This is a genomic window from Acidisarcina polymorpha, from assembly GCF_003330725.1.
Taxonomy (GTDB): domain Bacteria; phylum Acidobacteriota; class Terriglobia; order Terriglobales; family Acidobacteriaceae; genus Acidisarcina; species Acidisarcina polymorpha.
On the sequence record NZ_CP030840.1, the window covers coordinates 6,466,614 to 6,490,475 of the forward strand.

Here is a 23,862-nt window from a genome sequence, read left to right on the forward strand (position 1 = left end):
ATCCAGTCCGAAAGCTATACAACATGCAATCCCTGCCCCGGCGCGAGACCTTAGGGCCTTCCGCCAAATTCCTTGGTATTGCCGGCGTTGAAAGTTCACTCAATCCTGGGGAACGGGTATAGGCTTGTGTCGAGTTCGTATGCGTTCGCTCGTAGCGGCGAACCACACCCATGCACAATCAAGCGAGGCGATGATGAATCATTCAAGAAGGAATTTCCTCGCGGCTGCTGCTGCCGTCGCTGCTGCCGCTCCGCTGACAACTTCAACAGCCCACGCTTGGGAGAATGACACGTCATGCGCGGAGCTGGTGCGCTGTTTCGAAGATTTGCCCGGCGACAAATCGCTGAAGATCTTCGCGCCTGCAGTAAAGGGCAAGGAACAGATTCTGATTGAGTCCAATGCAAGCAAAATGCTGTTTGTCGCGAGCGCCATCAAGACATTTGTCCTTTGCGAGGCGCTTCGCCAGGCGGACGGTCCGGACGTCGTGAGCAAGATCACGCAAACCCCGCTGGCGCTCGACGACACCGTCTGGTCCTTCGGCAGCCCGACCTTCGACCCGCCCAACCTTACGGGCGTCGTCTCCGAGCGCACGGCCCTTGAAGCGATGATCACCCGGAGCGATAACACGGCCACCGATATGATGTTCAAGCTGGCCGGCGCCAAGAAGGTGCGCAGGTTCATCGCCTCAGCAGGCCTGAAGAATACCCTGGTTCCAGACAGCACACGGGCGCTGACCGCTTATGTGTTCGGCGCAAGCAATTACCTGACGATCACCTGGGACCAACTGAATGAGTTGGTCAAGAGCGGAAAGAAACCAGAGCACCCATTTCTGAATGACGTCGAGACGCTGGCCTCTTCAGCGGACGACTTCGTTTCCTACTATTCCCGGGCACTGCAGGGCGAGTTTTTCAAGCATGGCGAGACGTTGGACGAGTTCCGCCGCATTTTGACTCTGTGCGAATACATCTATCTCATCCCTCTGCCGCTCGGCATGAGCGTCTATGCCAAGAGCGGCAACGCCGATTTTCCCCATTTCCACGTGCGTTCGATCGCGGGTGGTCTCTATGTGGACGGGCGGTGGGCGTATTTTGCTTTCGCGATCAACTGGTATGCCGCCGACCCGGACGATCCGGCGACCGTGCAGGCTTTCTTTTCCATCATCCATCAGACGCTCACTTACGTAAGGGACAAGCTGTCGAGGCGATGAGCTGAAAGCCTTATCAGGTTTCTTGCTTACCCAGGCGCCACCATCATAGGATCGCTAAAAGTTATTTAACCGAATGGTTGACAGTAGTGCTCGTTCGGGCGTACATTCAACCGTATGGTTAAGTCTTCAGCAGTGCGGCTCGACTCTATTTTTCATGCACTCGCCGATCCCACCCGGCGCCAGATTCTTCGCGGCCTGGCGTCGTATGAGAAGACGGTGGGGGAGATAGCGCGTCCGCACAAGATGTCGCTCGCCGCGGTCTCGAAGCACCTCAAGGTGCTGGAGAGCGCGGAGCTCATCGCGCGTGAGCGCAGAGGGAGCTTTCAAATCGTGAGGCTCAAAGCACAATCGCTCAAACCGGCGGAGGAATGGATTGCATTCTATTCGCGCTATTGGAACCAGCAGTTCGACAAACTCGAGAACTACCTCGAAGGAGAAGGCAAATGAGTACAACGCAAATGCAGTATGCCGGGGCCGCGGCCGAGTTGGCCGAGGAGCCGTTGTCCATCTACATCAGCCGCACATTCCGCGCTCCGCGGCAGCGCGTCTTCGAGGCTTGGACCAGGCCCGAGCAGATGCTGAAGTGGCGAGGCCCCGAGGGCTGGGAGGTGCTCGAGGCGCAATCCGATTCGCGGCCCGGCGGAGAGCATCGCGTCGTCGTGCGCGGCACTCCTAAGCCGAGGTCCGAGGCCGACCGCCCGGTCGAGGTAACCGGCGCTTCGTGGGGCACCTATCTCGATATTGAGCCGTATTCGCTGGTGCGTTTCACCTGGCGCGCCGATTGGGCTCCAGACGAGGAGAGTGTGGTGACGGTGCGGCTCAGCGACTCCCAAGACGGCGGCACACTCATGGACTTTACCCACGATAAGTTCCTCACCCCGCAATCTGCACAAGGACACAACCAGGGCTGGAGCAGCGCATTCAACAAGCTGACCAAGTTCCTGGAAGGATAACTGGCACACCCTAAGGACGCGGCGGAATTCTCGAATACCGCCGCGCCGCTCAGCAGAATCTACAGGTGAGCGCAATGCAGGAGGCTCTTCCCTGAATTTAGTAACGCCGAATGGGAATCGAACAGTCCTCTTCGCAGCTTATTGTGAGATGAGTAGCTTTGCAGAGTTCCGCTTGACTGCTTTGTCTTCATCTCCCGAGTCAGGGTGTGCCAATCACTTCTGCAAACTGAACGACAAAAATAATCGGATGTTTTCAGGATGGCCGTTTTCTCCTACATCCTAGGACTATGTCTATTCAGTACGACGCGATTGTCATCGGCACAGGAGCTGGCGGCGGGACGCTCGCTCTACACCTGGCAAGGGCCGGCAAAAACATCCTCATTTTAGAGCGCGGACCGTTCATGCCGCAGGAAAAGCTGAACTGGGATACCCAGGCAGTCTTCCTGAACAATCGCTATCACACGAAAGAGGTCTGGCAGGATAAGGACGGTAAGGACCTGCATCCTCAGCAGGCCTATTATGTCGGCGGCCAGACGAAGGTTTACGGTGCGGCCATGTTTCGCATGCGTGCCGAGGACTTCGGATTTATTCAGCACAAAGGTGGCATCTCGCCCGCTTGGCCGATTTCTTACGCCGACCTCGAGCCCTACTATACACGCGCGGAAGAGCTCTTCCATGTCCACGGCGATCTCGGCACCGCACCAAGTGTCTCCGGCGGCTTCGGATCGTCCTTTGATCCGACAGAGCCATTTCATTCCAGGAAATATCCATACCCCGCTTTCTCGAATGAACCGCGTATGCAAAGCATCGAGGACGACGTTCGCAAGCTCGGCATCCATACGTTTCCCATACCGCTTGGCTTGAAGCGGAACGAAGCCGATCCGCTCGCTTCCCAATGCGTTCGCTGCGATACCTGCGACGGCTACCCATGCCTCGTACATGCGAAATCCGACGCAGACATCAACTGCATCCGGCAGATTCTGCACTTGCCGAACGTCACCTTGATGACCAACTCCCGAGTGACTCGTTTGCTCACCAATGCGGACGGCACATCAGTCACAGCGGTCGAGGTCATTCACTCGGGTTCGGGCAAGACCTATGGAAGCGCTCCGGCGCCAAGTGAGACAAATGCGCCACCAGCATCGAAGCAGGGGAACTCCGCCACGTACACCGCTGGATTCTTTGCAGTTTGTGCCGGCGCAATCAACTCCGCAGTGATTCTGCTCGCTTCTGCGAACGACAAACATCCGGCCGGACTCGCTAATAGCTCCGATCAGGTCGGACGCAATTTCATGTATCACCAGGCAGATGCTTTGCTCGCGCTTTCGACAGAACGCAATGAAGACTCCTACATGAAGACCTGGGGAACCAATGACTTCTACATCAAGGACACAGATCCTGCCTACCCGTATCCGCTGGGACAGGTTCAGCCAGTAGGCAGTTTTCATTTCGAGATGATGAAGGGAGATGCGCCGCCGCTTACCCCAGGGTTCGTGCTCGAGGGGATGAAACATCACGCCGTGCCATGGTGGCTCACCACGGAAGACCTTCCGGCTGCCGACAACCGGGTCACGCTGCACAATGCTACGCCGCTCTCGGTCGAGAGCACGCAGCCGGGACTTGTCGGCGCCCATCCTTCCGGAGACACAGGACGAACGAATGAATCAGAGCCAGTAAACGACGCCGCACCGCATCGGATTCAGCTTTCCTATACGCCGAACAATGTGGAGTCGTTCGACCGCCTGAAAGACCGCTGGGTCGACGTTCTGAAGAAGGCAGGCCACGCCACGACACACGTTCCGCTGCACGCCTACTTCAAAAAACGCATTCCGCTCGAAGGCATTGGCCACCAAAACGGCACCTGCCGGATGGGGAACGATCCTGCAACCAGTGTGCTGGATGCAAATTGCAAAGCACACGATCTCGACAATCTTTATGTTGCGGATGCGTCTTGTTTCGTCTCCGCCAGCGCCGTAAATCCATCACTGACGATCATCGCCAATGCCATTCGTGTCTCCGACCATTTGCTCCAGGAGCGACTTCGCTAAAAGTCTTGAGCTAACGCCTTGTTCTTCCCGGACTGACGATGGCCCGCGGTCGTGAGGGGTCGAGACCCGCGGATCATGCTTCAACTCCCGCATCGGAAAAGTTGAATTCGGCTACTCGTTGTAGGAAGCGACTGAGCGGTTGAGCCGCATCAAGCCGCGGCAAGATCACCTCAATGAACTGGAGCGTGTCATTCCCGGCAGTTGAATTGAGCGCCTCATGAACTTCGTTATTTGTGCGCACCGTCTTCACTGCGCACCCTCCAGAGGGAGAAAATACGCGCGGCAATAGCGGGTAGTCCCACGGCTGAAGGTCGTTGTACACGGATCCGGCGCCATAGATCAACCTCTCGATCGTATAACCGTCGTTATTCAGGAGAAAGATAATCGGCTTGAGACCCAGGCGAAAGAGAGTAGACAGTTCTTGCACACTCATCTGGAGACCACCATCGCCGACGAACAAGAGGACCCGTCGACTGGGGGCGGCACAACAGGCGCCAAGGCACGCGGGAACACCGTAGCCAAGCGCCGACCAGATCGGTTGCCCCAGGAAGTTCGTTTGCTCCGGAAAGTCCAACTGAGAGCAGGCAAAAAACGCCGTGCCGGTGTCTGAAACGATGATGTCGCCAGGCTTCAAGAACGTCTGAATGAGCTGCCAGAAGCTGTCCTGATTGACGCTGGCACTATCCGCATAGGTGGATCTATGAGGTGGCAGCGCGTGATCAACCCGATTGAACCTCCTGATGCTCGTCTCACCCGCTTCCGTTATCCGCTCCAAAACTTGAGCGACACGGATGTTATCGAAGAAAAAATTATCCCCCGCTACGTGGTCTGATTGAACATCAATCAAGTTCTGCTTTCGAAGATTTTGACTGAACAGACCGGTCGCAACATCTGTAAAGCGTGCTCCGATGCAGATCAAGCAGTCTGCTCCCTCGACCGCATCCAGAACGTCCGGCGACGAGGCAGCCCCTCGATAAATTCCGATGACGTTTGGATGACTCTCGGGAATCAGGCCCTTAGCAGGAATCAAATAGGCAATTGGGAGGCCGCGTCGTTCTGCAAGCGACAAAGCCATCTCAAGCAGCTTGAAGCGGCCTATGTCGGCGTCGACGAGGATCGCGGGCTTGTGGGCCCGGTTCAGTCTTTCCGTGATGGTCTCGACGGCAAGCGCCGTAGCCGCCGCATCGCCTACGGTGTCGAGATTGAGAGATTGAGGGCGTCTTCCGATCTCCGCTCCAGCCACATCCGATGGGATTTGAAGGTAAACTGGCCGGCTCTTGGACACACAAGCGAGCAGCACCCGGTCAATTTCTTCACCGGCATTAGCAGGCGTGAGAAGTGCCTGCGCTACGGTGAAGTTCCGGTAGCAGTTGAGCATGTTGCTATAGTTGCCATCTGCCATGGTGTGATGGATTAACGCACCGTTCTCGACCGCCCGCAGCGGTGGCGTACCGTTGATGCACACGATGGGCACCTTCTCTGCGTAGGCGCCGGCAACTCCAGCAAGAGCGGAGAGCTCCCCCACACCGTAAGTCGTAACGAGGGCCGACATCCCTCGAACGCGCGCGTATCCGTCTGCCGCATAGGAAGCATTCAGCTCGTTGCAGCAGCCTACAAATGTAAACTCACCAGCGGTCGTTACCTGTTCGAGGAGCGAGAGGTTGAAGTCTCCAGGGACGCCGAAGACGTGGTCGACGCCTAACTCTTGCAGGCGAACCATAATGTATTCAGTAACAGTCATCTCTAGACCTTTCTCCCGATTACGACAGCTGGCAATCTTCAGGCACCCGGCATCGTGGCGCGGCCAAGTGTCCGTCCGTGACATCTCGGGTGGGGAAAAACCCAACCACACTAGTCTACGTGCGCGGCGGCGGATTCCAATACTCGCAACAGAAGCGTAGCCGGCACCCAACGAAGTGATCAGCGATCGGTTGCTGTCACGAACAGCTTTCTATAGATTTCAACATTCTGGCGCCGCCCTTTATTCCCGCTTTCTCTTGGAAGAAGACCACGTGAATAGGGTCGCTGGATGTCCTCGAGCGCCACATACTCCTCCGCAGATGGATGAGCAAAAGCCTTTGGTAGTTCCCTCGTGCTGCAGATATGTCTCGCTTCGTCCCCCTATCAGCTATGTCACGCCGGGTAATCAGGGTGACGGTCTGAAACCGTACTGCAGCCGCAGTCTGGATCACCGGTTTTCATCCTGGGAAGTGAAGAGCTCGACGAGGGCCCTCACGCGCTCCTTCTGACGGCTGCGCGGAAATCGTTTGGTTCTTGTGAGCTCGGCGATACCGTGAAGGGCCGCCCAAAACAGTTCCGATAGAACCTCTGGCTTCGAGCCCTGCCCCTGGAATAACTCCAGGAGCTGCGAAAAGGCGAATCGCATCTCCGGAGGAGTAGCCGCTTCGTCGAATGGCACACTCAGGCCGAGCGAAAACATGACTTCATACAATGCTGTTGAAGACGCGGCGAACTCCAGATACGTAGCCGCTACCGTTTCAACCGTACTTCCACGTTTAACCCGTTTCCGTGCCTTCTCCAAAGCCACGCCTAACTCCTGAAAACCTTCGATCGCAACTGCGGCGAGTATTCCTTCGCGGCTTCCAAAGTGAGCGTACAGGACAGGTTGGCTGTATGAAATTTCGTCGGAGAGCCGCCGAACGGTTACGTTGGCCCATCCTTCAAGCTCCGCGATTCGTCTGGCCGCACTGATGATCTGTGCTCGCCTGGCCTGTTTGTCACGCAATTTTCGTTCTGCAATCCGGCTAGCTGCCACGGTCGTCGCCATTGATAGAAATTATAGCGCCGCTTGAAACCAGGGCGAATAAAAGATTGTCCTGAATGATGACGCGCTGTGCGTAATAAAGAGCAAAGGCGATGGGTCCCACTCCACCAGAGAAGACAGCTTTCGATCTCTATATGAAGTTATTGCAGCCCCCGCGACCATAAGTACATAAATCACAAATGATGGCTGCCATCGCTCTAGTCAAATCAATAAACTCAACTTTCAACTCATATCGAATGTGTAGTGTTTATAGGATCTCGGATCAGTTTACATCCATTTATCTCATTGTCGGTTAAGTAATGCATCTCCCGCGTAGTATTTACACCCATCTGCGTGTAAGTATTCAGACGTTATTTTCGTCGCTTCGTGCTTGACGCGTCGCGACCCATGACATAACGTGTAGCACACCGGAACCCAGGTGAAAGAACAGTACTTCACACACAAAAAGGAGAACATGCCATGCTAGAAATTCTCAATGCTAAGCGAGTAGGTTCGTCGTACTTCAGAAGCAAGAGGATCGCCCTCTGCTACAAAAAAATGGGAATCAATTCGTCCACAACTGTCTTAGATGTCGGCGGGGGAGAATACTTTTGGCGATTAGTCAAAGATCTTGGCTTGCCGTTCCCGGCGCGGGTTGTAATCTTGAACAATACTGAGCGGCGAGGGAATCCGCCAGAAGGATGCACCTGGATAACAGCAGATGCGTCTAACATGCCATTTGAAGACGGCCAGTTTGACTTGGCATTTTCAAATTCGGTGATTGAACATCTGGGCACTATCCCGCAACAATGCGCGATGGCATCAGAGATACGCCGGGTCGCTAAACGATACTGGGTTCAAACACCCGATCCCCGCTTTCCTGTGGAGCCGCATTACAGCACGCCATTTATCCACTGGCTCCCCAAGCCTATCCGCCGCTATGCCCTTCGGCTTTCAGTATGGGCCTTAGTGAAGCGACCCTCGCGCCAGAAAGTTGAGGACATGTTAGCGGAAATTCGGCTGATCCCGCGCGGAGAGTTGCGAATAATGTTCCCTAACTCGACTATTTTAGTAGAGCGATTCGCAGGCTTACCAAAGTCGCTCATCGCCTTCAGCTCTTGAAGCAACCACAAACGCTCTATACCGACGGACTTGTTTTGTTGATTCATTTATAAGATCTGTGCTTCCTCAAGGCTGAACAAACTTAGATGATTTAACCTTCACTAAGCGACATGACCTTGTAATAACACAGTCTTAGTTGGAACTCCGGGAGTTTCTTCATAGTTCGCCGATGTTACCGATTGTGAAGAGCAGCCGCCGCTTGGCGACGACCAGCCCGATGTTCAATGAGTTCACCCCCCACCGCTCGCCTGCCCTACTCTAAGCCCATCACATCCTCCACGAAGGCAGCGCCTGGATATCCGTGAATACGGCACCGAAAATTCCAAAACTGCTGACCGTCCTGGCCGCAGTGGAAGCCCACTAACAGCTTCTCGATGAAGTCTGAGCCGCAACTCTCACGCTGCAAGACCGGATCTTGGTACCGGCTCGGCTGGCTTTAATAGCCCAGAGACTTGGGCTGATCCTCATGCGACACGCATGTGCGAGCGGGATGCGTACGCAGGGCGCCGACATTCACACCGTCGCTCAACTCCTCGGCCACAAGGATCTGCGAATGGCCGCGCTATCAACATCTGTCGGCGGGCTTCCTTGGGGATGCGGTGGGAAGGCGGATTCGATCTTTGGGGACCGGCGAAACTCACCGCTAAAATCGTGAAAACGACATTTGGTAGCGTCAACGGGGATCAAACCCGTACTCTCCGCCTTGAGAGGGCATTTTAACGTACTTTGGACTACTTTGCATGGATAGGTAAGGATTCGCTACTTGCCGCTCAGGCGGTTGTAATGATGGAGGATCCCACCTTGCTTGGGTTTGCATTGGTTCGCACCTCGTTATCACCTCTGGAGTCCCCACAGCGTCCCCGGAAAAACACTGGTATTTTCACGTCGCCGGGTTCTGGGTCGAGGGTCGTGTTTACCCGTCGCGAAATCTAGACTGAAGCTGTCGTCGGCTGCAAGTCCCGCCGTGAGATGACTTTTCCATTATTCTTCCCAGACGTGCCGTCTCCCGATCAGGTGCCTATCAAACATTACTCCGCTGTGCGAGCCGCCGGGCATTCATACCAAACGAGCTCGCTATCAGGGTGAACTGACTTTGCGGTCAAGATGTAGTTTTGTTTGTCAACGATTCGATCTGAACTTAAACAACTTGCTGCACGCGGCCTGGATGAATGCAATGGGCTGATCGCAACATCTATTACTCGACTCATGATTATTACGCGAGCGCGATAGCCTTCACGGCAGATTAGGCCGTGAAGAAATGCCGGCCAGCACGCTTCCTTAATTTGCTGTTTTTCGCGATGATGGAGTGCGCGATCAAGCTGTTGATTCAGGCTAGTTGAAGCGGAATTCCATTTGAGAACCGTGACCGAGCGGTACGCAAGAGAGGCTAGTGGGGCAAATGAAGAGAGAAAGAGTTCGGGCAAAAATCGAGGAGATCGGAATCGTACCTGCGGTGCGAGTGTCGAAGGCCGAGCTCGCGCTGTTCGCAGCGGAAACAATAAACGACGCCGGCATTCCAATTGCAGAGATCACCATGACTGTTCCAGGCGCGGTCGAGGTGATCGCCCAGTTAGCACTAAGACATCCGGATTTCGTTGTGGGTGCGGGCACCGTTCTGGATACGGAGACCGCGAGCCGCTGCCTAGATGCTGGCGCACGCTTCCTGACCAGTCCCGGTCTGATTCCAGAGGTAGTGGAATTCGCCCGGAAGAAGGATGTGGTCGTCATTCCCGGCACTCTGACGCCATCAGAAGTGATTGCAGCATGGAAGGCGGGAGCCGATTTCGTAAAGGTCTTTCCCTGCGAACCAGTTGGAGGGCATAAGTACATCCGAGCCCTCAAAGTGCCTCTGCCGCAAATACCGTTGATCGCATCTGGAGGCGTCGATCAGGTTACAGCGCAAAAATTCATTCTGGCTGGTGCTTCCGCGTTGGGGATTGGAGCTGAACTGCTGCCGTTGGAGGCACTCCAGCTCCGTGAGGAAACCTGGATACGTGAGCTAGCTCGGAGGTTCACGGGTATGGTGCAAGATGCGCGAGCCCAGATTAAGGAACGTGCGCATGAATAGATTCCGCCGGCGGTACACTGGTTTGGATGGGTGACATGTATCGCACGTCCTATTTAAATTCTTTACGATTTCTCGGCGATGAAGACGCTGCTTTGACAGCGGTGCTATGACCAGTGGCCGATTCGGAAGCCTGGTCATCCTGCTCTCACTGGCCCTTGGCGGCTTTGCCCTCCGTGCCCAGACGGCGCCTGCCCCTTTGACCCTGGAACAGGCTCTCGCGTTGGCCCGCACCAGGAATCCTTCTTTGCTTTCGGGGCGGCAGCACGTCACCGCCACCCGAGCCAGCGAGGTGACAGCAGGTTTTCGGCAGAATCCCAGCTTTACGCTTTCCGGCGCCGACGTTTCGTTGCCGGCCAACAACCCCGCCAATCCGTATTCTTATACCGCGAACGTCTCTCGGCTGTTCGAGCGCGGCGAGAAACGGCGGTGGCGTCTCGACGTCGCCCGCGCTGCGACCGATGTTACGCAGAGCCAGTATGGGGATACGGAGCGCCAGACTATCTTGCAGGTGAAACAAGCCTTCACCAACATGCTGGCCGCTAAAGCCGCACTCAAGATCGCAGGCGATAACCTGGCCAGCTACAGTAGGACAGTGGACCTGAGCAAAGCACGACTGAATGCCGGAGACATAAGCGCCACCGACTTCGATCGCATCGACTTGCAGCTCGCGGAGTTCGAAGCCGATACCAACGCTGCAAAGCTGGATCTCATTCAGGCGAGCGACCAGCTTCAATTGCTGCTGGGCATCGCAAGGTCTACCACCACTTTTGACATTACCGGCACCCTCGACCCTCCCGCTCTGACTCAGACCTTGGAGCAGATGGAGCAATCCGCGCTGGCAGCGCGTCCCGACTATCAGGCTGCGGTGCAGTCGGTGCGCGTGGCCGACGCCAGCATTCACTTGGCTGATGCCGAGGGGACCACGGACCCCACCGTCGGCGGCGAATACGAGCGCACCGCGACCTACAACAGCGCGGGATTTCAAATATCCATCCCGCTGCGCGTCTTCGATCGCAACCAGGGTGAGAAAGAACGCACCCGTTATGAAGCACAGGCGAGCCGCTTTGCGGAGACGGCCGCACGCAACCAGGTGATCAATGACGTCGATCAAGCATGGGCAGGCTATGAAGCCGCTGTCGAGATGGCTACGCGCTACAACAACCACTTCGTCGCCGAAGCGCAGCGGGTCCGGGACAATCTTGAATACAGCTATCGCCACGGAGGCACGACGCTGCTCGACTACCTCGACGCTCTGCGCGATTACCGCCAAGTCAATCTGGGCGCTTTGACGGCCAACCAGCAGGTCTGGCTTAGCATTCATCAACTCAGCTTTGCTGCCGCCACGGAGATATTGCCATGAAATGGCGCACACTAGCCGTAGCTGTCGCATCCCCTCTTTTCTTTCTTGCGGGCTGCAAACACGAGGAGTCCCCGACCGAAGGGTCCGCACAAGTGCAGAGTGTCATCGAGACAATCACCGTCCATCCTCAACCTGTCTCCAATCAGCTGTTGCTGGCTGCACATGTCATGGCCAACCCCACCTCTGTTGTTCACCTATTCCCTCCAATCAGCGGACGCGTTGTGGCGCTCAAGGTTTTGCCGGGCCAGGAAGTCATCAAAGGACAAGAGCTCGGCATGCTACAGAGCAGCAATGCAGCGCAGGCACGATCGGACTTTGAGAAAGCGAAGATTGAAGCCGCGCGCGCGGATCTCCAATTGCAGCGTGGTAAGGAGCTCCTGCAGCATGAAGTCCTGGCCCAACGCGACTACGATGACCTCAAAGCCCTCGACGATGCCGACCACGCCGAGCTGAATCGAGCTCGGCAGGCGCTCGTGATGCTCGGCTTCTCTGAAGACTCTACGTCGGATGTGATTCCAATCCGCTCCCCGATAACCGGAGTCGTTCTTGATGTCGGCACGGGCACGGGCGAGCTGCAGCGCTCTCTCGATAACGCCACGGCAATCGCCACTATTGCGGACATCAATCCGATCTGGGTGGTAGGCGATCTCTATCCGCGCGATCTGGCGTCGGTCAAAGTCGGCCAGCCGGTGGATGTGACCGTAACCGGATATCCGGGACAGGTATACCACCGCGTCATCGACAACATCTCCGACGCCGTCGATCCCGCGACGTTGACGTTGAAAGTACGTATTGTGCTGCCAAATTCGGGGCACAAGCTCAAGCCGCAAATGTATGCCACAATCGCGGTGACCAATCAGAAAGGCAACGCCATTGTCGTTCCATCCACAGCGGTGATTCAGAATGGCAAGGCTACTTTCGTCTTTGTCCAGAGTTCACCTGGCAAGTATGTACGCCGGGATGTCACACTCGGCGCGGTCCACGACACCACCGACGAAATTATCCACGGGCTTGAGGACGGCGACAAGGTCGTATCTACCGGAGCCGAGTTGCTGCGCGAGTCGGAGGACTAGTCATGGACGGGTTCATCCGCGCACTCTTGCGTTACCGGAACGTCGTGTTGATTTTGTTCCTCGCGTCGCTGGCGGTGGGGGCGTTCGCTTTCTTTCGGCTGGACATCGAAGCGTATCCCGATCCGTCCCCGCCAATGGTCGAGTTCATCACGCAGAATCCATCGTGGTCGGCTGAAGAGATGGAGCAGCAGGTAACGATTCCGCTCGAGGCCGGACTGAACGGGACGCCGAAGCTCGAACAGATCCGCTCCATCAGCATCTTCGGCCTCAGCGATGTGAAGATGTATTTCACCTTCGACAGCGACTACTTTACCGATCGCCAGGAAGCTCTGAACCGTTTGCAGTCAGTGAACCTTCCAAGCAGCTTACAGCCGCAGCTCTCGCCCGAGTCTCCGGTCGGCGAGATTTACCGTTATGAGCTGACCGGGCCGGGTTATTCACTCAACGAACTGAAGGCCACGCAGGACTGGCTGCTCGTGCGCGAGATGAAGCAGGTGCCAGGCATCCTCGACGTCGCGATTTTTGGCGGAACTACGCGCCAATACCAGGCGGAAGTGGACCCAAGTAAACTGAGGGGATTGGGCGTCACCATGACGCAAGTCGTCACCGCAGTTCAGAACAGCAACGCCAACGCGGGCGGAAACTACCTCTCGCTGGGTGCCCAAAGCGTGAACGTCCGCGGCATAGGACTGCTGCGCTCGCTCACGGATATGAGCAATATCGTAGTCGCCGAACGCAATGGCACCCCCGTTTTGCTGGGCGATGTAGCCACGTTGAAAGAAGGCCATGAGCCCCGTCTGGGTATTGTTGGTAGAAACGAGAATCCAGACATTGTCGAGGGCATCGTGCTGCTCCAGAAAGGCGGAAATTCTCTGCCTGCACTGGCGGGGCTGCGCCAGAAGATTCATGACCTGAACACCGGTAACCTCTTGCCGCCAGGCATGCAGATTAAGACTATCTACGATCGCACCAGGCTGATCAAAACCACCACAACCACCGTCCGGCACGTCATTATTTTTGGGTTGATTCTAGTCACCCTCGTCCTGCTGAGCATGCTCGGCGATATACGCATCACCCTCATTGCGGCCATCACCATTCCCTTCGCCGTTCTCTTCGCCTTCGCCATGATGGTGCTCACCAATCAGTCGGCAAACCTGATCTCAATCGGGGCGATCGACTTTGGCATCCTTGTCGAGTCCTCGATCGTCGTGCTCGAGAGCGTCCATCGCAGAATTTCCCGCCACATCGAAGTAGACGACATCGGGGAGCTCATCACCGAAGGGGTCAGCGATGCGGCGAAACCCGTGCTCTTCGCCACGCTTATCATCCTGGTGGCCTTCATTCCGCTCTTTACCATGCAGGGAGTTCCAGGCAAGATTTTTGCGCCGATGTCAGTAACCTACGGCTTCGCGCTGACCGGCGCACTGATCTTTGCGCTCGTATTTGCGCCTGTCCTGGGCTCCTTTGCGGTTCCAAAGAGACGCACGCGGGAGGAGGCTGGGGAAACCCGCCTCAGCGCGTTCCTAAGGAAGTACTATGAGCGTTCACTAAAAAATGCCTTGCGTTTCAGTAAGATCACGTGGACCATCGGGATCGGAGCGCTGGTCGCGGCCTTTGTGCTCTTCAAGTTCGTAGGCGGGGAGTTCATGCCCCCGCTGGAAGAGGGTAATTTGTGGATACGAGCCACCATGCAGCAGGACATCTCCTTCCAGCAATCGGCAGACATCGCCAATGGGATTCGCGTCATCCTGCGCAGCTACCCGGAGATAAGCCAGGTGCTCTCGCAGATGGGGCGCCCCGACGACGGCACCGACGTAAGCACTTTTAACAACGCCGAATTCCTCGCCGACCTCAAACCGGCCGGACAATGGCGTCCGCAATTCCACGGAAGCAAAGATGAACTGATCAGCGCCATTCAGAAGGATTTCGAGCGCTACCCCGGCATTGACTTTAATTTTTCACAGACCATCCAGGACAACGTCGAAGAAGCCATGTCCGGCGTGAAAGGCGAGAATTCCTTGAAGTTGTTCGGCAAGGACTTTGACCAATTGACTCGCCTTGCTGATCAGATTCAAGCAATCATGGGCAAGGTTCCAGGGATTACCGATGTCGGAGTCTTCAATGTTACCGGTCAGCCCAGTCTCCTCGTATCCATTGACAGAACCAAGGCCGCCCGCTTCGGTCTTCAGCCCCAGGATGTGAACAACGTCGTTCAAGCAGCGGTCGGTGGCGCACCCATTACCCAGATCATCGATGGGGACAGACGCTTCGATTTCGCGGTCCGGTATTCGCCTGAATTCCGCGACACGCCCGACGCCATCAGTAAAATCCTCATCTCCACTCCCGATGGCAATCAGGTGCCACTCAGTGCCGTGGCCGATGTCGACCTGCGAAACGGGGCTTTCACGATCTATCACGAAGGCGGCCGCCGCTACATCCCAATCAAGTTCAGCGTGAGGGGACGCGACCTCGCCAGCGCAATTCAGGACCTTCAGCAGCAGTTGACCGCCAAGGTAAAACTACCCACCGGCTACGACTACACCTGGGCGGGCGAGTTCGACAGCCTTCGCAAAGAGCAAAAACGGCTTGCGATCATCATTCCCGTGAGTGTGCTGATCATCCTCGTCCTGCTTTACGTTCAGTTCCGGACCTGGACCGATGCCTTCATCATCGTAGGCACGCTTCCGTTTGCCGCCATTGGCGGCGTGTTTACTTTGTTCTTCACCCACACCTCCTTCAGCATCTCGGCGGCGGTTGGATTCACGTCGCTTACCGGCGTCGCAACGCTAGGTGCGGTCGTCTTTCTCTCGGGAATCCGTCGCGCCCAGGAAGAGGATGGCCCTGTAGCCGGACTGACCATGGGCTGCCTCGACGAGATGCGCCCGGTCGTAATGGCATGCTTTGCCGCTGGTCTCGGACTGCTACCCGCAGCCGTCGCTACCGGCATCGGCGCACAAACCCAGCAGCCCCTGGCGCGGGTGGTCGTCGGCGGCATGGTGACTACGCTGCTGGCCATCTTGTTTATTATTCCACTGTTGGCACGGCGGTCCGATCGAGACGAGGAGCAACGACGCGAACTCGCCGGGCCCACTTCATAACTTGGCGAATCATTCGTCTCCGTAAATGAGTGGTGACCCAGTGTCTTGGCGCACGCTGGTCGGCGACGAATCTCTCGACGACGCCTCACCGCCGAGTCACTCATCGCTTTGCTGTATGGCTTGCGGCTATGAGGCAGGATGCGACCCCTCGCTTCAGGGCTCGATTGGCTCTCCCCGTTTCCTCATTGATATGAATGGCCTTGAACTGCCAACGATGGGAGTTCCTAGTCAAGGAAATTGAGGCTGCGATGAAGAAGAACACGGAGTCGAATCGGCACGCAAACTGAAAAGGAATGGAGCGTTGGCTTACTCAGCGTTTCTTCATGCGGGCGAGCCAAACACATATCATTCAAACGAGACCTGATATGGATGTGACTATAAAAGATCAGTCGGTCGAAATCATGCTTGCAACTCCGGGACAGCAGCCAGTCCTCTCGAACCTCTACCAGCTTTACATTCACGACTTCACCGACTTCGTAGAGCGACCGCTCGGAATCGACGGCAGATTTGACTACGACCCGCTCCCGCCATATTGGAGGGATCCAGATCGGTTCCCATTCATCGTTTGGGTTGATGGGAAATTGGGGGGCTTCGCACTCGTTAAAAGGGGATCCGGTTTCTCAGGCGATCGTGAAGTATGGGACATGGCTGACTTCTTCATCGTTCGTGGCGTACGGGGAAAAGGAGTCGGCTATAAGGTAGCAAAGAGACTTTGGCGTCAATTTCCTGGCCGATGGGAAGTTCGTGTCATGGCGAACAACGTGCCAGCCCAAAAGTTTTGGGCGAAGGCAATCTCCCGGTTTCAAGGCAAGTCCGCTGAGGCCGAACTTGTCACAAAGGGGAAAGAGACTCGCTATCTTTTCCTGTTCGATTCCAAAGCAAACCTGCTCGACGAGCCGCAGTAAAACAGATCCAGCCATTCCAACAACGTAGCTCTTACCCACTGCTTTGGTCGAGCTTGAGCGCCTGGAGCGTAACTTCCCGCGTCGGGATTAAGATTGGGCGCCTCAGGTTGACCCTTACTGCCGGCGAATTCGAGTGCCATGCTCACCGCAGGTTCACCCCTAAAGACCCGCTCAGGTCACTGGCATCCCGTTTCGCACCCGGTCAACCGCTTTGGCCCACCCAAGAGCTTTCAATCTCATATATTTACCGCACTAGCGCGTACATTGGTTGTCGAGAAAGTCTTGAATCCGTTCGGGCCGACTGCTTTGGCGGGTAAGATCTCCCAACGCATCAGCACAATCACGGAGCGGATTCGTTAACAGAACAAATGAAATGTGAGTGCGTTATCGGTATTCTTTCAGTAACTCGACCGACCAAATGGTATACTTCGGCTTCTTTCTTGGGAGGTCTCATGGTACGTCGGTCATTTTTTCGTCAACTCGTCGCGTTACCTTTTGCTGGAGTAGCGTCTTCGTTTGGTCAAGGAACTCCGCATAAGTCCCTGAACATCATGATGAAAAGTGCCTGGGGGTCGGATGATCCGACCAAGGCGGCGTTTCCGTTTCTTCACGGCCTCGCGCTTTCCGAGGCGGGCCATTCCGTGCAGATCTTCCTGCTTGGCGAATCGGTCTCACTGATGCGGAAATCACTTGCCGGGGCAGTCGTGCCGGTGGGCTGGCCACCGCTAGAGCAAACCATGACGAAGGTTGCTGAAAGACATGTCCAAATCTATGCCTGCGGCGCCTGCAGCCGTGCGCGAGGGGTCTTGCAAATGGACCTGGATCAGTGGGGGGCAAAGTTCGGCAATCCGGCGATCTTCGTCTCGCTCGTCGAATGGGCTGATCGCGTCATTACGGAATAGTTCCTTGCTGCGCAAGCTTTATCGGCAATATGGATCGTCTATGCCAAGCCGCCCCGGCTCAACCAGGCTTCTTCCGCGAAAGTGCCTGCTATCGCAACGCCCACGCCGTGGAATTGTCGCCATTGCCATGGCCTCGCCCGTCGCGTCAAATTCAGCCGGTCCGCCCGCCTCAGCCGTTTTGCATCGGCATTGGCGTCCAGTGGAGTGTCAGTCCGGCTTGAACTTCATTTGAGTCTCCTGAGCGACCCCGTTTCGCTTTGCCATTGTTTGTCGCAATCTAGATCGAGCACGATGCAGTCGAGATTTGACTGCTGGTTCTGAAAGACCTATGGCGGTTGCGATCTCCCGGATACTAGCCTCTTGGTGAAATCGACTACCTATAATTCCGCGTAGAGACGCAGGCAAAACGCTGATGGCATGAAGTAGAGCGTGATGTTGCTCAGCGGCCGATACGAGATCTTCTGGAGAAGGAGAGTCCGTAGCCACATCCATCAAGAAGCTTTCTTCCGATTCGATGGGGAACGTCAAGAGACGATTGATCCCACTTCGCCTGCGACGCAGTTGCATCAATGCGAAGTTAATCCCAATACGGTTAAGCCACGTCGAAAACGTGCTCGTCTGTTTGAAGAAAGGGAGATTGATGAAGGCCTTGATCAAGCTCTCTTGAACGACATCCTCTGCATCCTCTGTGTTGTGGAGTATTCGCATCACAGTGCGAAAGACCTGCCTAGAATGTCGTCGGCATAGCTCCTGATATGCGTCACCGTCACCCTGCAGAGCAGCGCTAATCAGCGTGGTTTCGCCCGCGCGAACGCTCTCCCGCATCGGTAGAAATCCGGGTGTTGTCTTATCCTCCATGCGCTTCCTCACTAGTGCAGCCGATGGCAAAGTTGTGATGAATAGAGACCGTCTCCGTCGAGCCGAGGCGGTATTGATTCAAACATGCGTCGTGCTGGTTAGGACGATGTCGGGACTGAAGAAAACAGTGAGCCTAATCCTTCAGCGAACGTTGGGTGGGCAATCATCAGATCGCGGAGTGCGGTGTAAGGGAGGCCTCCGAGCATAGTGATCTGCACGCAAGTCATGACGTCGCCTGCGCCTTGACCAAACATCGAGAATCCCAGGATGCGGTCAGTCCGACATTCGACCAGGCACTTCATGAAACCTCGGGTTTCCATTACGCTCTGCGCTCTCAAGACCTCCGCCATAGGGATCTTGAATAGGCGGTAGTCAAAACCTTTCGCCACAGCTTCCTTTTCGCTGAGTCCGACTCTTGCGAACTCAGGGTCTGTGAAGAGGCAGAACGGCACCTGCCTTCCTGTGGTGGTGCGTTCACCCCCCAGCAGATTGTCATGGACAACGCGAAAGTCGTCGACGCTTACGTGGGTAAATCGAGGGCTTCCGGCGACCTCACCGACAGCCCAGACTCCCGGAGCTGTCGTCCGCAACCGATCGTCAACTTTGACGAAGCCCTCATGGCTAAGTTCGATACCCGCAGTTTCGAGTCCAATGTCTCTGGTATTCGGCATCCTTCCGGCTGCAACTAATAGGTGTGTCCCCGCGATCGCCATGGGGCTACCAAGAACCTCGACATGGAGTAGCACAGATTTCCCTGAGACCCCAGAGACGCCATTGATTTTCGCATTGAGGACAAGTTCAATGCCTTCTTCAATAAGAAGAGAATGCAATCCTTCAACGACGTCTTCATCCTCATGGTGGAGAACGTGACTATTGTGGTCAATCACCGTGACTCTGCTACCGAGCCTGCGCATAGCCTGCGCAAATTCCAGCCCAACATAGCCGGCACCCAAGATCACGAGATGTTCTGGTAATACGTCCAGCTCGAGTGCCTCAACATGAGTGAGGGGCCGCGCAGTGAGCATGCCTGGGATGTGGTCATCGATTTTCGCATGCGTTCCGGTACCGATGATGACGTTTTCTCCGCGTAGCATTCGCGTCGTGCCATCGTTGAGTTCGACCTTAAGTGTCTTCGCCGCCGTGAACGCCCCTGATCCCATGATCAGTTCCGCGCCGCTTCCCTTGTACAACGCGAGATGGGCATCGACGAGACCTTTGACCATCGTTCGCTTCCGATCTGTCACGCGCGGCATCTCTACGGCAAAGCCATCAGAACAAGCCGAGCGAAACACTCCACTTCGACGGGCATCGGACACAATTTGAGCGGTATGGATCAAGTTCTTGCTGGGCAAGCACGCGATGTTCGGACACGATCCTCCAACATATTTCCGTTCAATGACTGCGACTCTTTTTCCGCTTCCTGCAAATGTCCATGCCAGCAGCTTCGAGCCAGCGCCGCTCCCTAAAATGACGAGGTCGTAATCCTCAATCTGGGTCTGAGACTCCATCGCTTTTGTCCTCCAAGATGATCCTTCATTAGTTCGAGACTGCACGGGCCGCCTGTTCGATTGCATCAGCCACAACGTCCGGGTGGGAGACAGTTACGGCATGCGAGGAATCGACTTCAAGTACATGAGCATGGGCGCGATCTGCTTCGAATTTCTGCTCTTCGAGGGGTATCGCGAGATCCCGGAGGGTTCTGACCTGCCAGCTTGGCTTGGTTTCCCAACCGGCGACCGTCACTTTCTGATTTAAGGCAGCTAGATTCATAGGGCGTTGAGTGATGAACATGAGTGCGGCGTCACTGTCGGGTACATCTGCGGCGACGTTGTTGTTAAACTTGTCAGCTTGGTAGAGCAGATATGTGCCATTCGTTCCGTCGGGGAGCATATAGTTAACCGGTTCGACCGACGTCGGGAATGTGCTGTCAGGAAAGCGTTCGAGCAGATCGGTTGCGGCTTCCCCGGGCGCTGGCATGATAGCGGCGGCGTATACCAGGGCTTTGACCTTGGGGTCCTCTGCGCCAGCCTGGGTAATTACAGCTCCGCCGTAGGAGTGAGCCGCCAAGATGATGGAACCTTGAATTCTATTCAACACGCTTCGCAGGTACGCTGTGTCGACTGCCACTCCGAGTAGCGGATTTGCGAAGGCAATGACAGGAAAGCCCTCACGCCGAAGCCGCGGGATCACGCCACTCCAGATCGACGAATCTTCGAAGGCCCCGTGTACGAGAACAATGGTGGGCCTTTGCCCATGAGATTCCATGATGAATTTATCTCCGTAGTCTTGATACGTTTGTGCTGCTGTAGGGAAAAAGCTGGCTCACGCGTTGGTTCTGCTCTCGGCAAGCATCGCCGTTTGACCGTGATAGCTGATGAAGTAAAGCGAAACGCCGAAAGACATTACATCCTTGAACAGAGAAAGCCCTAGGCTATTCATGGAGTGCAACCCTTTACACTCGATCGTCGCTCCCGGCGTGGAAAGCAGCATGGTGCCGGTGACGAAGTAGATCGGCGTCGTTATAAGGGCTCCAACCAGACACGTTGATAGGCGAGTGAGCGGAACGTTAGCCACCAACTCATCGTGTAACTTCTGACGGGAGGACGTACCCTTCATATCCACCTTCTTTGTTTGCTCCTTATTGCCTGCCGGTCGGGCTCTCTCAAGCGCATTGCTCGCCGTCACCTTGACAAACGAAGAGAAGACCTTTTCGGACTCGTGCGTTTAAACAATGCAATTGGCAGACCATTGGTCGCGAATGTCTGTTTTATCCGACAGGATCCTGCTTCTCTTCAAAATTACCCAGTTAGTTGGAGGGGGCGACGAGATCGATCTGAGGTCGAAGCGCCGGAACCGCGACAACTTCCTGACAGTGACAGGATTTCGTCTCGTCACGGATGGTCACCTCGCATAGTGGGAGGGACCTGCCAGGTGTGCCGCGCCGGCTAATCAAGGCGGTCTGGTAAAGCTCAGCTAAATCATCCTCGAAAGGGATATGCCAAAACGCCGATGCGGTAACCGTTTGGAGTCGAAATACTGTCTTTGGCGAATTTTCGGCCGTGCTTTTGACGTAAAAAGCTCTGATCAACTGCGCGGCGAGAAACGGTTCAGAACTAGATGGTGAGGCCGTTTGCTTCACTATCCAAGGTGCCGTTTGCGATGGTCGCCTGAGTGCAGTGGTGTATGCGTCTGTCGCGAGAACGTTAAGGTAGAACCGAAAGCACAGCGGTGGGTAAATCGATCATGTCTATGCTCCAATCTCAGTACAAAGCTGTTCGCTCACTTACGGCTTCGTTGGGAGTGAATCTATCGGTCGAAGATCAGACGATGCAAGCGCCTCCCGAAACAAACTCGATGAAGTGGCGACAAGCTATGCCGACCGGGTTCCTCGAGAACTTCGTCTTGCGGCCCTATCTCTTCGACCACGGCATCTATGAAGAGAAACTACAGCAATTCTTTACAAGCTATTACCACTCGCTGAACGGCGGGACTCCACGGGAATATCTGCAGAGGTCATTGTCCCGGCCGTCTCTTCAAGAAATTCGGGACTTTCGAGCGCACCTAGATGAAGAGGTAGATCAGCTGCTTGAAAGTGACGTCGACTCGCAAGTTGATGCCTGTGGCATTTTGCGAGGTATTAACGCGAACAGCGTCATCAGCGCTTGCTTCGGCGAATACGAAGCATCTGTTTTTCTCAAAGCCTCTCCGACCGACGTACGAAGAACCGTGGCTTCCGGTTGAACCGACCCGGCTTGCTAAGTGGCTCAGTGCGAGGGTGGTCTTGCGGAGGTCGGGCGCTCCTATTTGTCCTATGAACCCCCGACCATCATCGATGAAATGGAACGCCTTTAATGCTGTTGGTTCAGGGGAGTTGGGTATGCTGGTTCAGTCCGGAACGAGAACATCTCATCGAATACTGTGCGTCGACGACGAGGTCGTTGCCACAACACTACGAGCCGAAATCCTTCGCGAACACGGTTACTCGGTCAGTCTGTTTCATTGCCCTTTTAAGGCACTTGAAAGTGATCTTTCTGCAGTGGACCTTGCGCTACTCGACTTTCACATGCCGGGGATGAATGGCCGCGAACTCCTACTGCGCATGCGGGCCTTCGGTGTGCCGTATCCAATACTTCTATTAACAGGATGCTTAGAACTACTCTCCTACGAAGATCGTGTGCTTTTCTCGCGATGCTTAGACAAGGGAAAGCCCGTTCAAGATTTACTCGACAGCATCTGGAAGTTCCTGGACCCCGATGAAACGCCAGATTGGGGATGCCGCAAATGATCGTGGCCAATATGAACTCTTCCGCCGCGGCAATTGAACTGCTTCAGCCCGAACGTATCGAAGCCTTGCGAACCCTTCTCCGAATGAGCCGCAACAGAGAGAGGGATGATTGTCATTTGACAATGATCCCTCCTTTCCCGACACGCATGTAGATTCGCCCGAACATGAATGTGCACGACCCTCCCGCATGGTCGCGACAGAGATGTCGCGGCGATTTTGCCACTGACGGAATTCAGATGTTAATTCGTCTCGCTGATGGGAACGCTTTTACGAAGTGAGCAGAGGAGTGAGCGTTAGCAAAGGAGCTTTCGTGACAGATCGCCAATTGTGACAATGTGCATCTTTGGAACTTGAAGTGCAACTCGTCTCGGCATGGTAGCCCACAGCGGCTTCTATTCTCGAACGCACCATGGTATCTATCCGTTCTCTGACGAACCGAAAGGTCGGATATCACAAAGTTCTGCTAACACCTACAAAGGAGAATGTCCAAGTGGCAAAGTTTGCGTTCCATGTTGAGTTGAAGGCCAAACCCGGAAAAGAATCAGCGGTCGAAGCATTTCTGAAGCAGGGTGCCGTGATGGCAGGTGCAGAACCCGGACTGGCGAGCTGGTATGGGCTGAAAGAAGAAGACAAGCCAGGAGTATATCGGATAGTCGATACCTTCAACGATGAAGTCGGCCGCGACGAACACCTGGAGGGCGAGCTTGCGAAGGCGCTGATGGCAAAGGCTCAAGAACTGTTTTCTGAGGCTCCTAAGATCCAACGGCTCAACATAGTTGCTGAAAAGTGATTGAGACTTGTTTTTCCATGGTAGCGTTCTACTCGCGCTACCCGAATTCTCATAAGACACACTAGACGAAAGAACTCACTCGGTGAGCGGTAAGGCTTGTAGGCGTTGTGCGAGGTGTAAGCTATCTCCCCATACGTCAAGACAGTTCTTGCTCTTTGATGTTCGCGATCGGGAGGAGCATCGTGACGTCAAATGCCTTCGACGAAAAGCCTGATGCCAGAGTGAGAGGGAAGGCTGGGTTTGCGAGAGCCGTGCGGGTCACGAAGCGGTTCCCTTGGCATGTCGCTCCAGCGTGCATCAGCGGGGCGATGGCTACAGCACCATGTCTCTTAATTCCCTTAACAATCGGCTCCCACGCTTCTGCTTGAGCTTTATCAGTGATGCCTCGCTGGTGGTGATAGGTCTGCGAGAACGCTATAGATGCTCCCA

Annotated in this window: 21 protein-coding genes; 15 read left to right on the top strand and 6 right to left on the bottom strand. The window is 55.3% G+C overall.

Going from position 1 to position 23,862, the window contains the following annotated elements; translation table 11 throughout:
• The first annotated feature begins 139 nt into the window (after positions 1–139).
• The 4 genes from ACPOL_RS27505 to ACPOL_RS27520 all read left to right on the top strand — a co-directional run bounded on the left by ACPOL_RS27505 (position 140) and on the right by ACPOL_RS27520 (position 4,208).
• Positions 140–1,207, top strand: a complete 1,068-nt coding sequence (locus ACPOL_RS27505; protein ID WP_114209883.1) for a serine hydrolase — start codon at positions 140–142, stop codon at positions 1,205–1,207.
• 114 nt (positions 1,208–1,321) lie between these two features.
• Positions 1,322–1,654 carry an ArsR/SmtB family transcription factor gene (locus ACPOL_RS27510; RefSeq protein ID WP_114209884.1) on the top strand — a complete coding sequence of 111 codons (333 nt, stop codon included), beginning with the start codon at positions 1,322–1,324 and terminating at the stop codon, positions 1,652–1,654.
• Complete coding sequence (locus ACPOL_RS27515) at positions 1,651–2,160, top strand: SRPBCC family protein (RefSeq protein ID WP_161557591.1); 510 nt, start codon at positions 1,651–1,653, stop codon at positions 2,158–2,160. Before ACPOL_RS27510 ends, ACPOL_RS27515 begins: the two co-directional genes overlap by 4 nt.
• Before the next feature lie 287 nt (positions 2,161–2,447).
• Complete coding sequence (locus tag ACPOL_RS27520; protein ID WP_114209886.1) at positions 2,448–4,208, top strand: GMC oxidoreductase; 1,761 nt, start codon at positions 2,448–2,450, stop codon at positions 4,206–4,208.
• Positions 4,209–4,281: 73 nt separating this feature from the next.
• Here the strand turns inward: ACPOL_RS27520 and ACPOL_RS27525 are convergent, their stop codons facing one another.
• Positions 4,282–5,949: an alpha-keto acid decarboxylase family protein gene (locus tag ACPOL_RS27525; RefSeq protein ID WP_236657077.1), complete on the bottom strand. Its 1,668-nt coding sequence runs from the start codon at positions 5,947–5,949 to the stop codon at positions 4,282–4,284.
• A 447-nt stretch (positions 5,950–6,396) separates the two neighbouring features.
• A complete protein-coding gene (locus ACPOL_RS27535; RefSeq protein ID WP_236657078.1) occupies positions 6,397–6,954 on the bottom strand; it encodes a TetR/AcrR family transcriptional regulator in 558 nt (185 codons plus the stop codon).
• 498 nt (positions 6,955–7,452) lie between these two features.
• Between ACPOL_RS27535 and ACPOL_RS27540 the strand changes: the two genes are divergently transcribed.
• From ACPOL_RS27540 to ACPOL_RS27575, 7 genes are all read left to right on the top strand, one after another.
• Complete coding sequence (locus tag ACPOL_RS27540) at positions 7,453–8,094, top strand: class I SAM-dependent methyltransferase (RefSeq protein WP_114209889.1); 642 nt, start codon at positions 7,453–7,455, stop codon at positions 8,092–8,094.
• A gap of 1,399 nt (positions 8,095–9,493) precedes the next feature.
• Entirely contained in the window at positions 9,494–10,162 is a 669-nt protein-coding gene (locus tag ACPOL_RS27550; protein ID WP_114209891.1) for a bifunctional 4-hydroxy-2-oxoglutarate aldolase/2-dehydro-3-deoxy-phosphogluconate aldolase, read from the top strand.
• Positions 10,163–10,268: 106 nt separating this feature from the next.
• Entirely contained in the window at positions 10,269–11,522 is a 1,254-nt protein-coding gene (locus tag ACPOL_RS27555; protein ID WP_114209892.1) for a TolC family protein, read from the top strand.
• On the top strand, positions 11,519–12,595 hold the full coding sequence (locus ACPOL_RS27560) for an efflux RND transporter periplasmic adaptor subunit (protein ID WP_114209893.1): 1,077 nt from the start codon (positions 11,519–11,521) through the stop codon (positions 12,593–12,595). Before ACPOL_RS27555 ends, ACPOL_RS27560 begins: the two co-directional genes overlap by 4 nt.
• Before the next feature lie 2 nt (positions 12,596–12,597).
• Positions 12,598–15,693 carry an efflux RND transporter permease subunit gene (locus ACPOL_RS27565; RefSeq protein WP_114209894.1) on the top strand — a complete coding sequence of 1,032 codons (3,096 nt, stop codon included), beginning with the start codon at positions 12,598–12,600 and terminating at the stop codon, positions 15,691–15,693.
• Between the two features lie 365 nt (positions 15,694–16,058).
• Entirely contained in the window at positions 16,059–16,598 is a 540-nt protein-coding gene (locus ACPOL_RS27570) for a GNAT family N-acetyltransferase (protein WP_161557592.1), read from the top strand.
• Between the two features lie 452 nt (positions 16,599–17,050).
• Positions 17,051–17,500, top strand: a complete 450-nt coding sequence (locus ACPOL_RS27575) for a DsrE family protein (protein WP_161557593.1) — start codon at positions 17,051–17,053, stop codon at positions 17,498–17,500.
• 207 nt (positions 17,501–17,707) lie between these two features.
• On the opposite strand, the gene ACPOL_RS36595 is transcribed toward ACPOL_RS27575, so the two are convergent.
• The 4 genes from ACPOL_RS36595 to ACPOL_RS27595 all read right to left on the bottom strand — a co-directional run bounded on the left by ACPOL_RS36595 (position 17,708) and on the right by ACPOL_RS27595 (position 20,974).
• The gene (locus tag ACPOL_RS36595) at positions 17,708–18,358 is read right to left on the bottom strand and encodes an RNA polymerase sigma factor (RefSeq protein WP_114209897.1); all 651 of its coding nucleotides are present in this window, start codon (positions 18,356–18,358) and stop codon (positions 17,708–17,710) included.
• 98 nt (positions 18,359–18,456) lie between these two features.
• On the bottom strand, positions 18,457–19,866 hold the full coding sequence (locus ACPOL_RS27585; protein WP_114209898.1) for a dihydrolipoyl dehydrogenase family protein: 1,410 nt from the start codon (positions 19,864–19,866) through the stop codon (positions 18,457–18,459).
• 28 nt (positions 19,867–19,894) lie between these two features.
• A complete protein-coding gene (locus ACPOL_RS27590) occupies positions 19,895–20,623 on the bottom strand; it encodes an alpha/beta fold hydrolase (RefSeq protein ID WP_114209899.1) in 729 nt (242 codons plus the stop codon).
• A 57-nt stretch (positions 20,624–20,680) separates the two neighbouring features.
• Positions 20,681–20,974: a hypothetical protein gene (locus ACPOL_RS27595; protein WP_150133151.1), complete on the bottom strand. Its 294-nt coding sequence runs from the start codon at positions 20,972–20,974 to the stop codon at positions 20,681–20,683.
• Positions 20,975–21,116: 142 nt separating this feature from the next.
• Here ACPOL_RS27595 and ACPOL_RS33740 point away from each other — a divergent pair, with 142 nt between their 5' ends.
• The 4 genes from ACPOL_RS33740 (at position 21,117) to ACPOL_RS27610 (ending at position 23,433) form a co-directional block, all read left to right on the top strand.
• Complete coding sequence (locus ACPOL_RS33740) at positions 21,117–21,272, top strand: hypothetical protein (protein ID WP_161557594.1); 156 nt, start codon at positions 21,117–21,119, stop codon at positions 21,270–21,272.
• A 413-nt stretch (positions 21,273–21,685) separates the two neighbouring features.
• Positions 21,686–22,099: a hypothetical protein gene (locus ACPOL_RS33745; protein ID WP_161557595.1), complete on the top strand. Its 414-nt coding sequence runs from the start codon at positions 21,686–21,688 to the stop codon at positions 22,097–22,099.
• A gap of 91 nt (positions 22,100–22,190) precedes the next feature.
• Complete coding sequence (locus ACPOL_RS33750) at positions 22,191–22,643, top strand: response regulator (protein ID WP_161557596.1); 453 nt, start codon at positions 22,191–22,193, stop codon at positions 22,641–22,643.
• A 490-nt stretch (positions 22,644–23,133) separates the two neighbouring features.
• Positions 23,134–23,433 (top strand): putative quinol monooxygenase, encoded by a 300-nt coding sequence (locus ACPOL_RS27610; protein ID WP_114211116.1) that lies wholly within the window; start codon positions 23,134–23,136, stop codon positions 23,431–23,433.
• Positions 23,434–23,862: the final 429 nt, after the last annotated feature.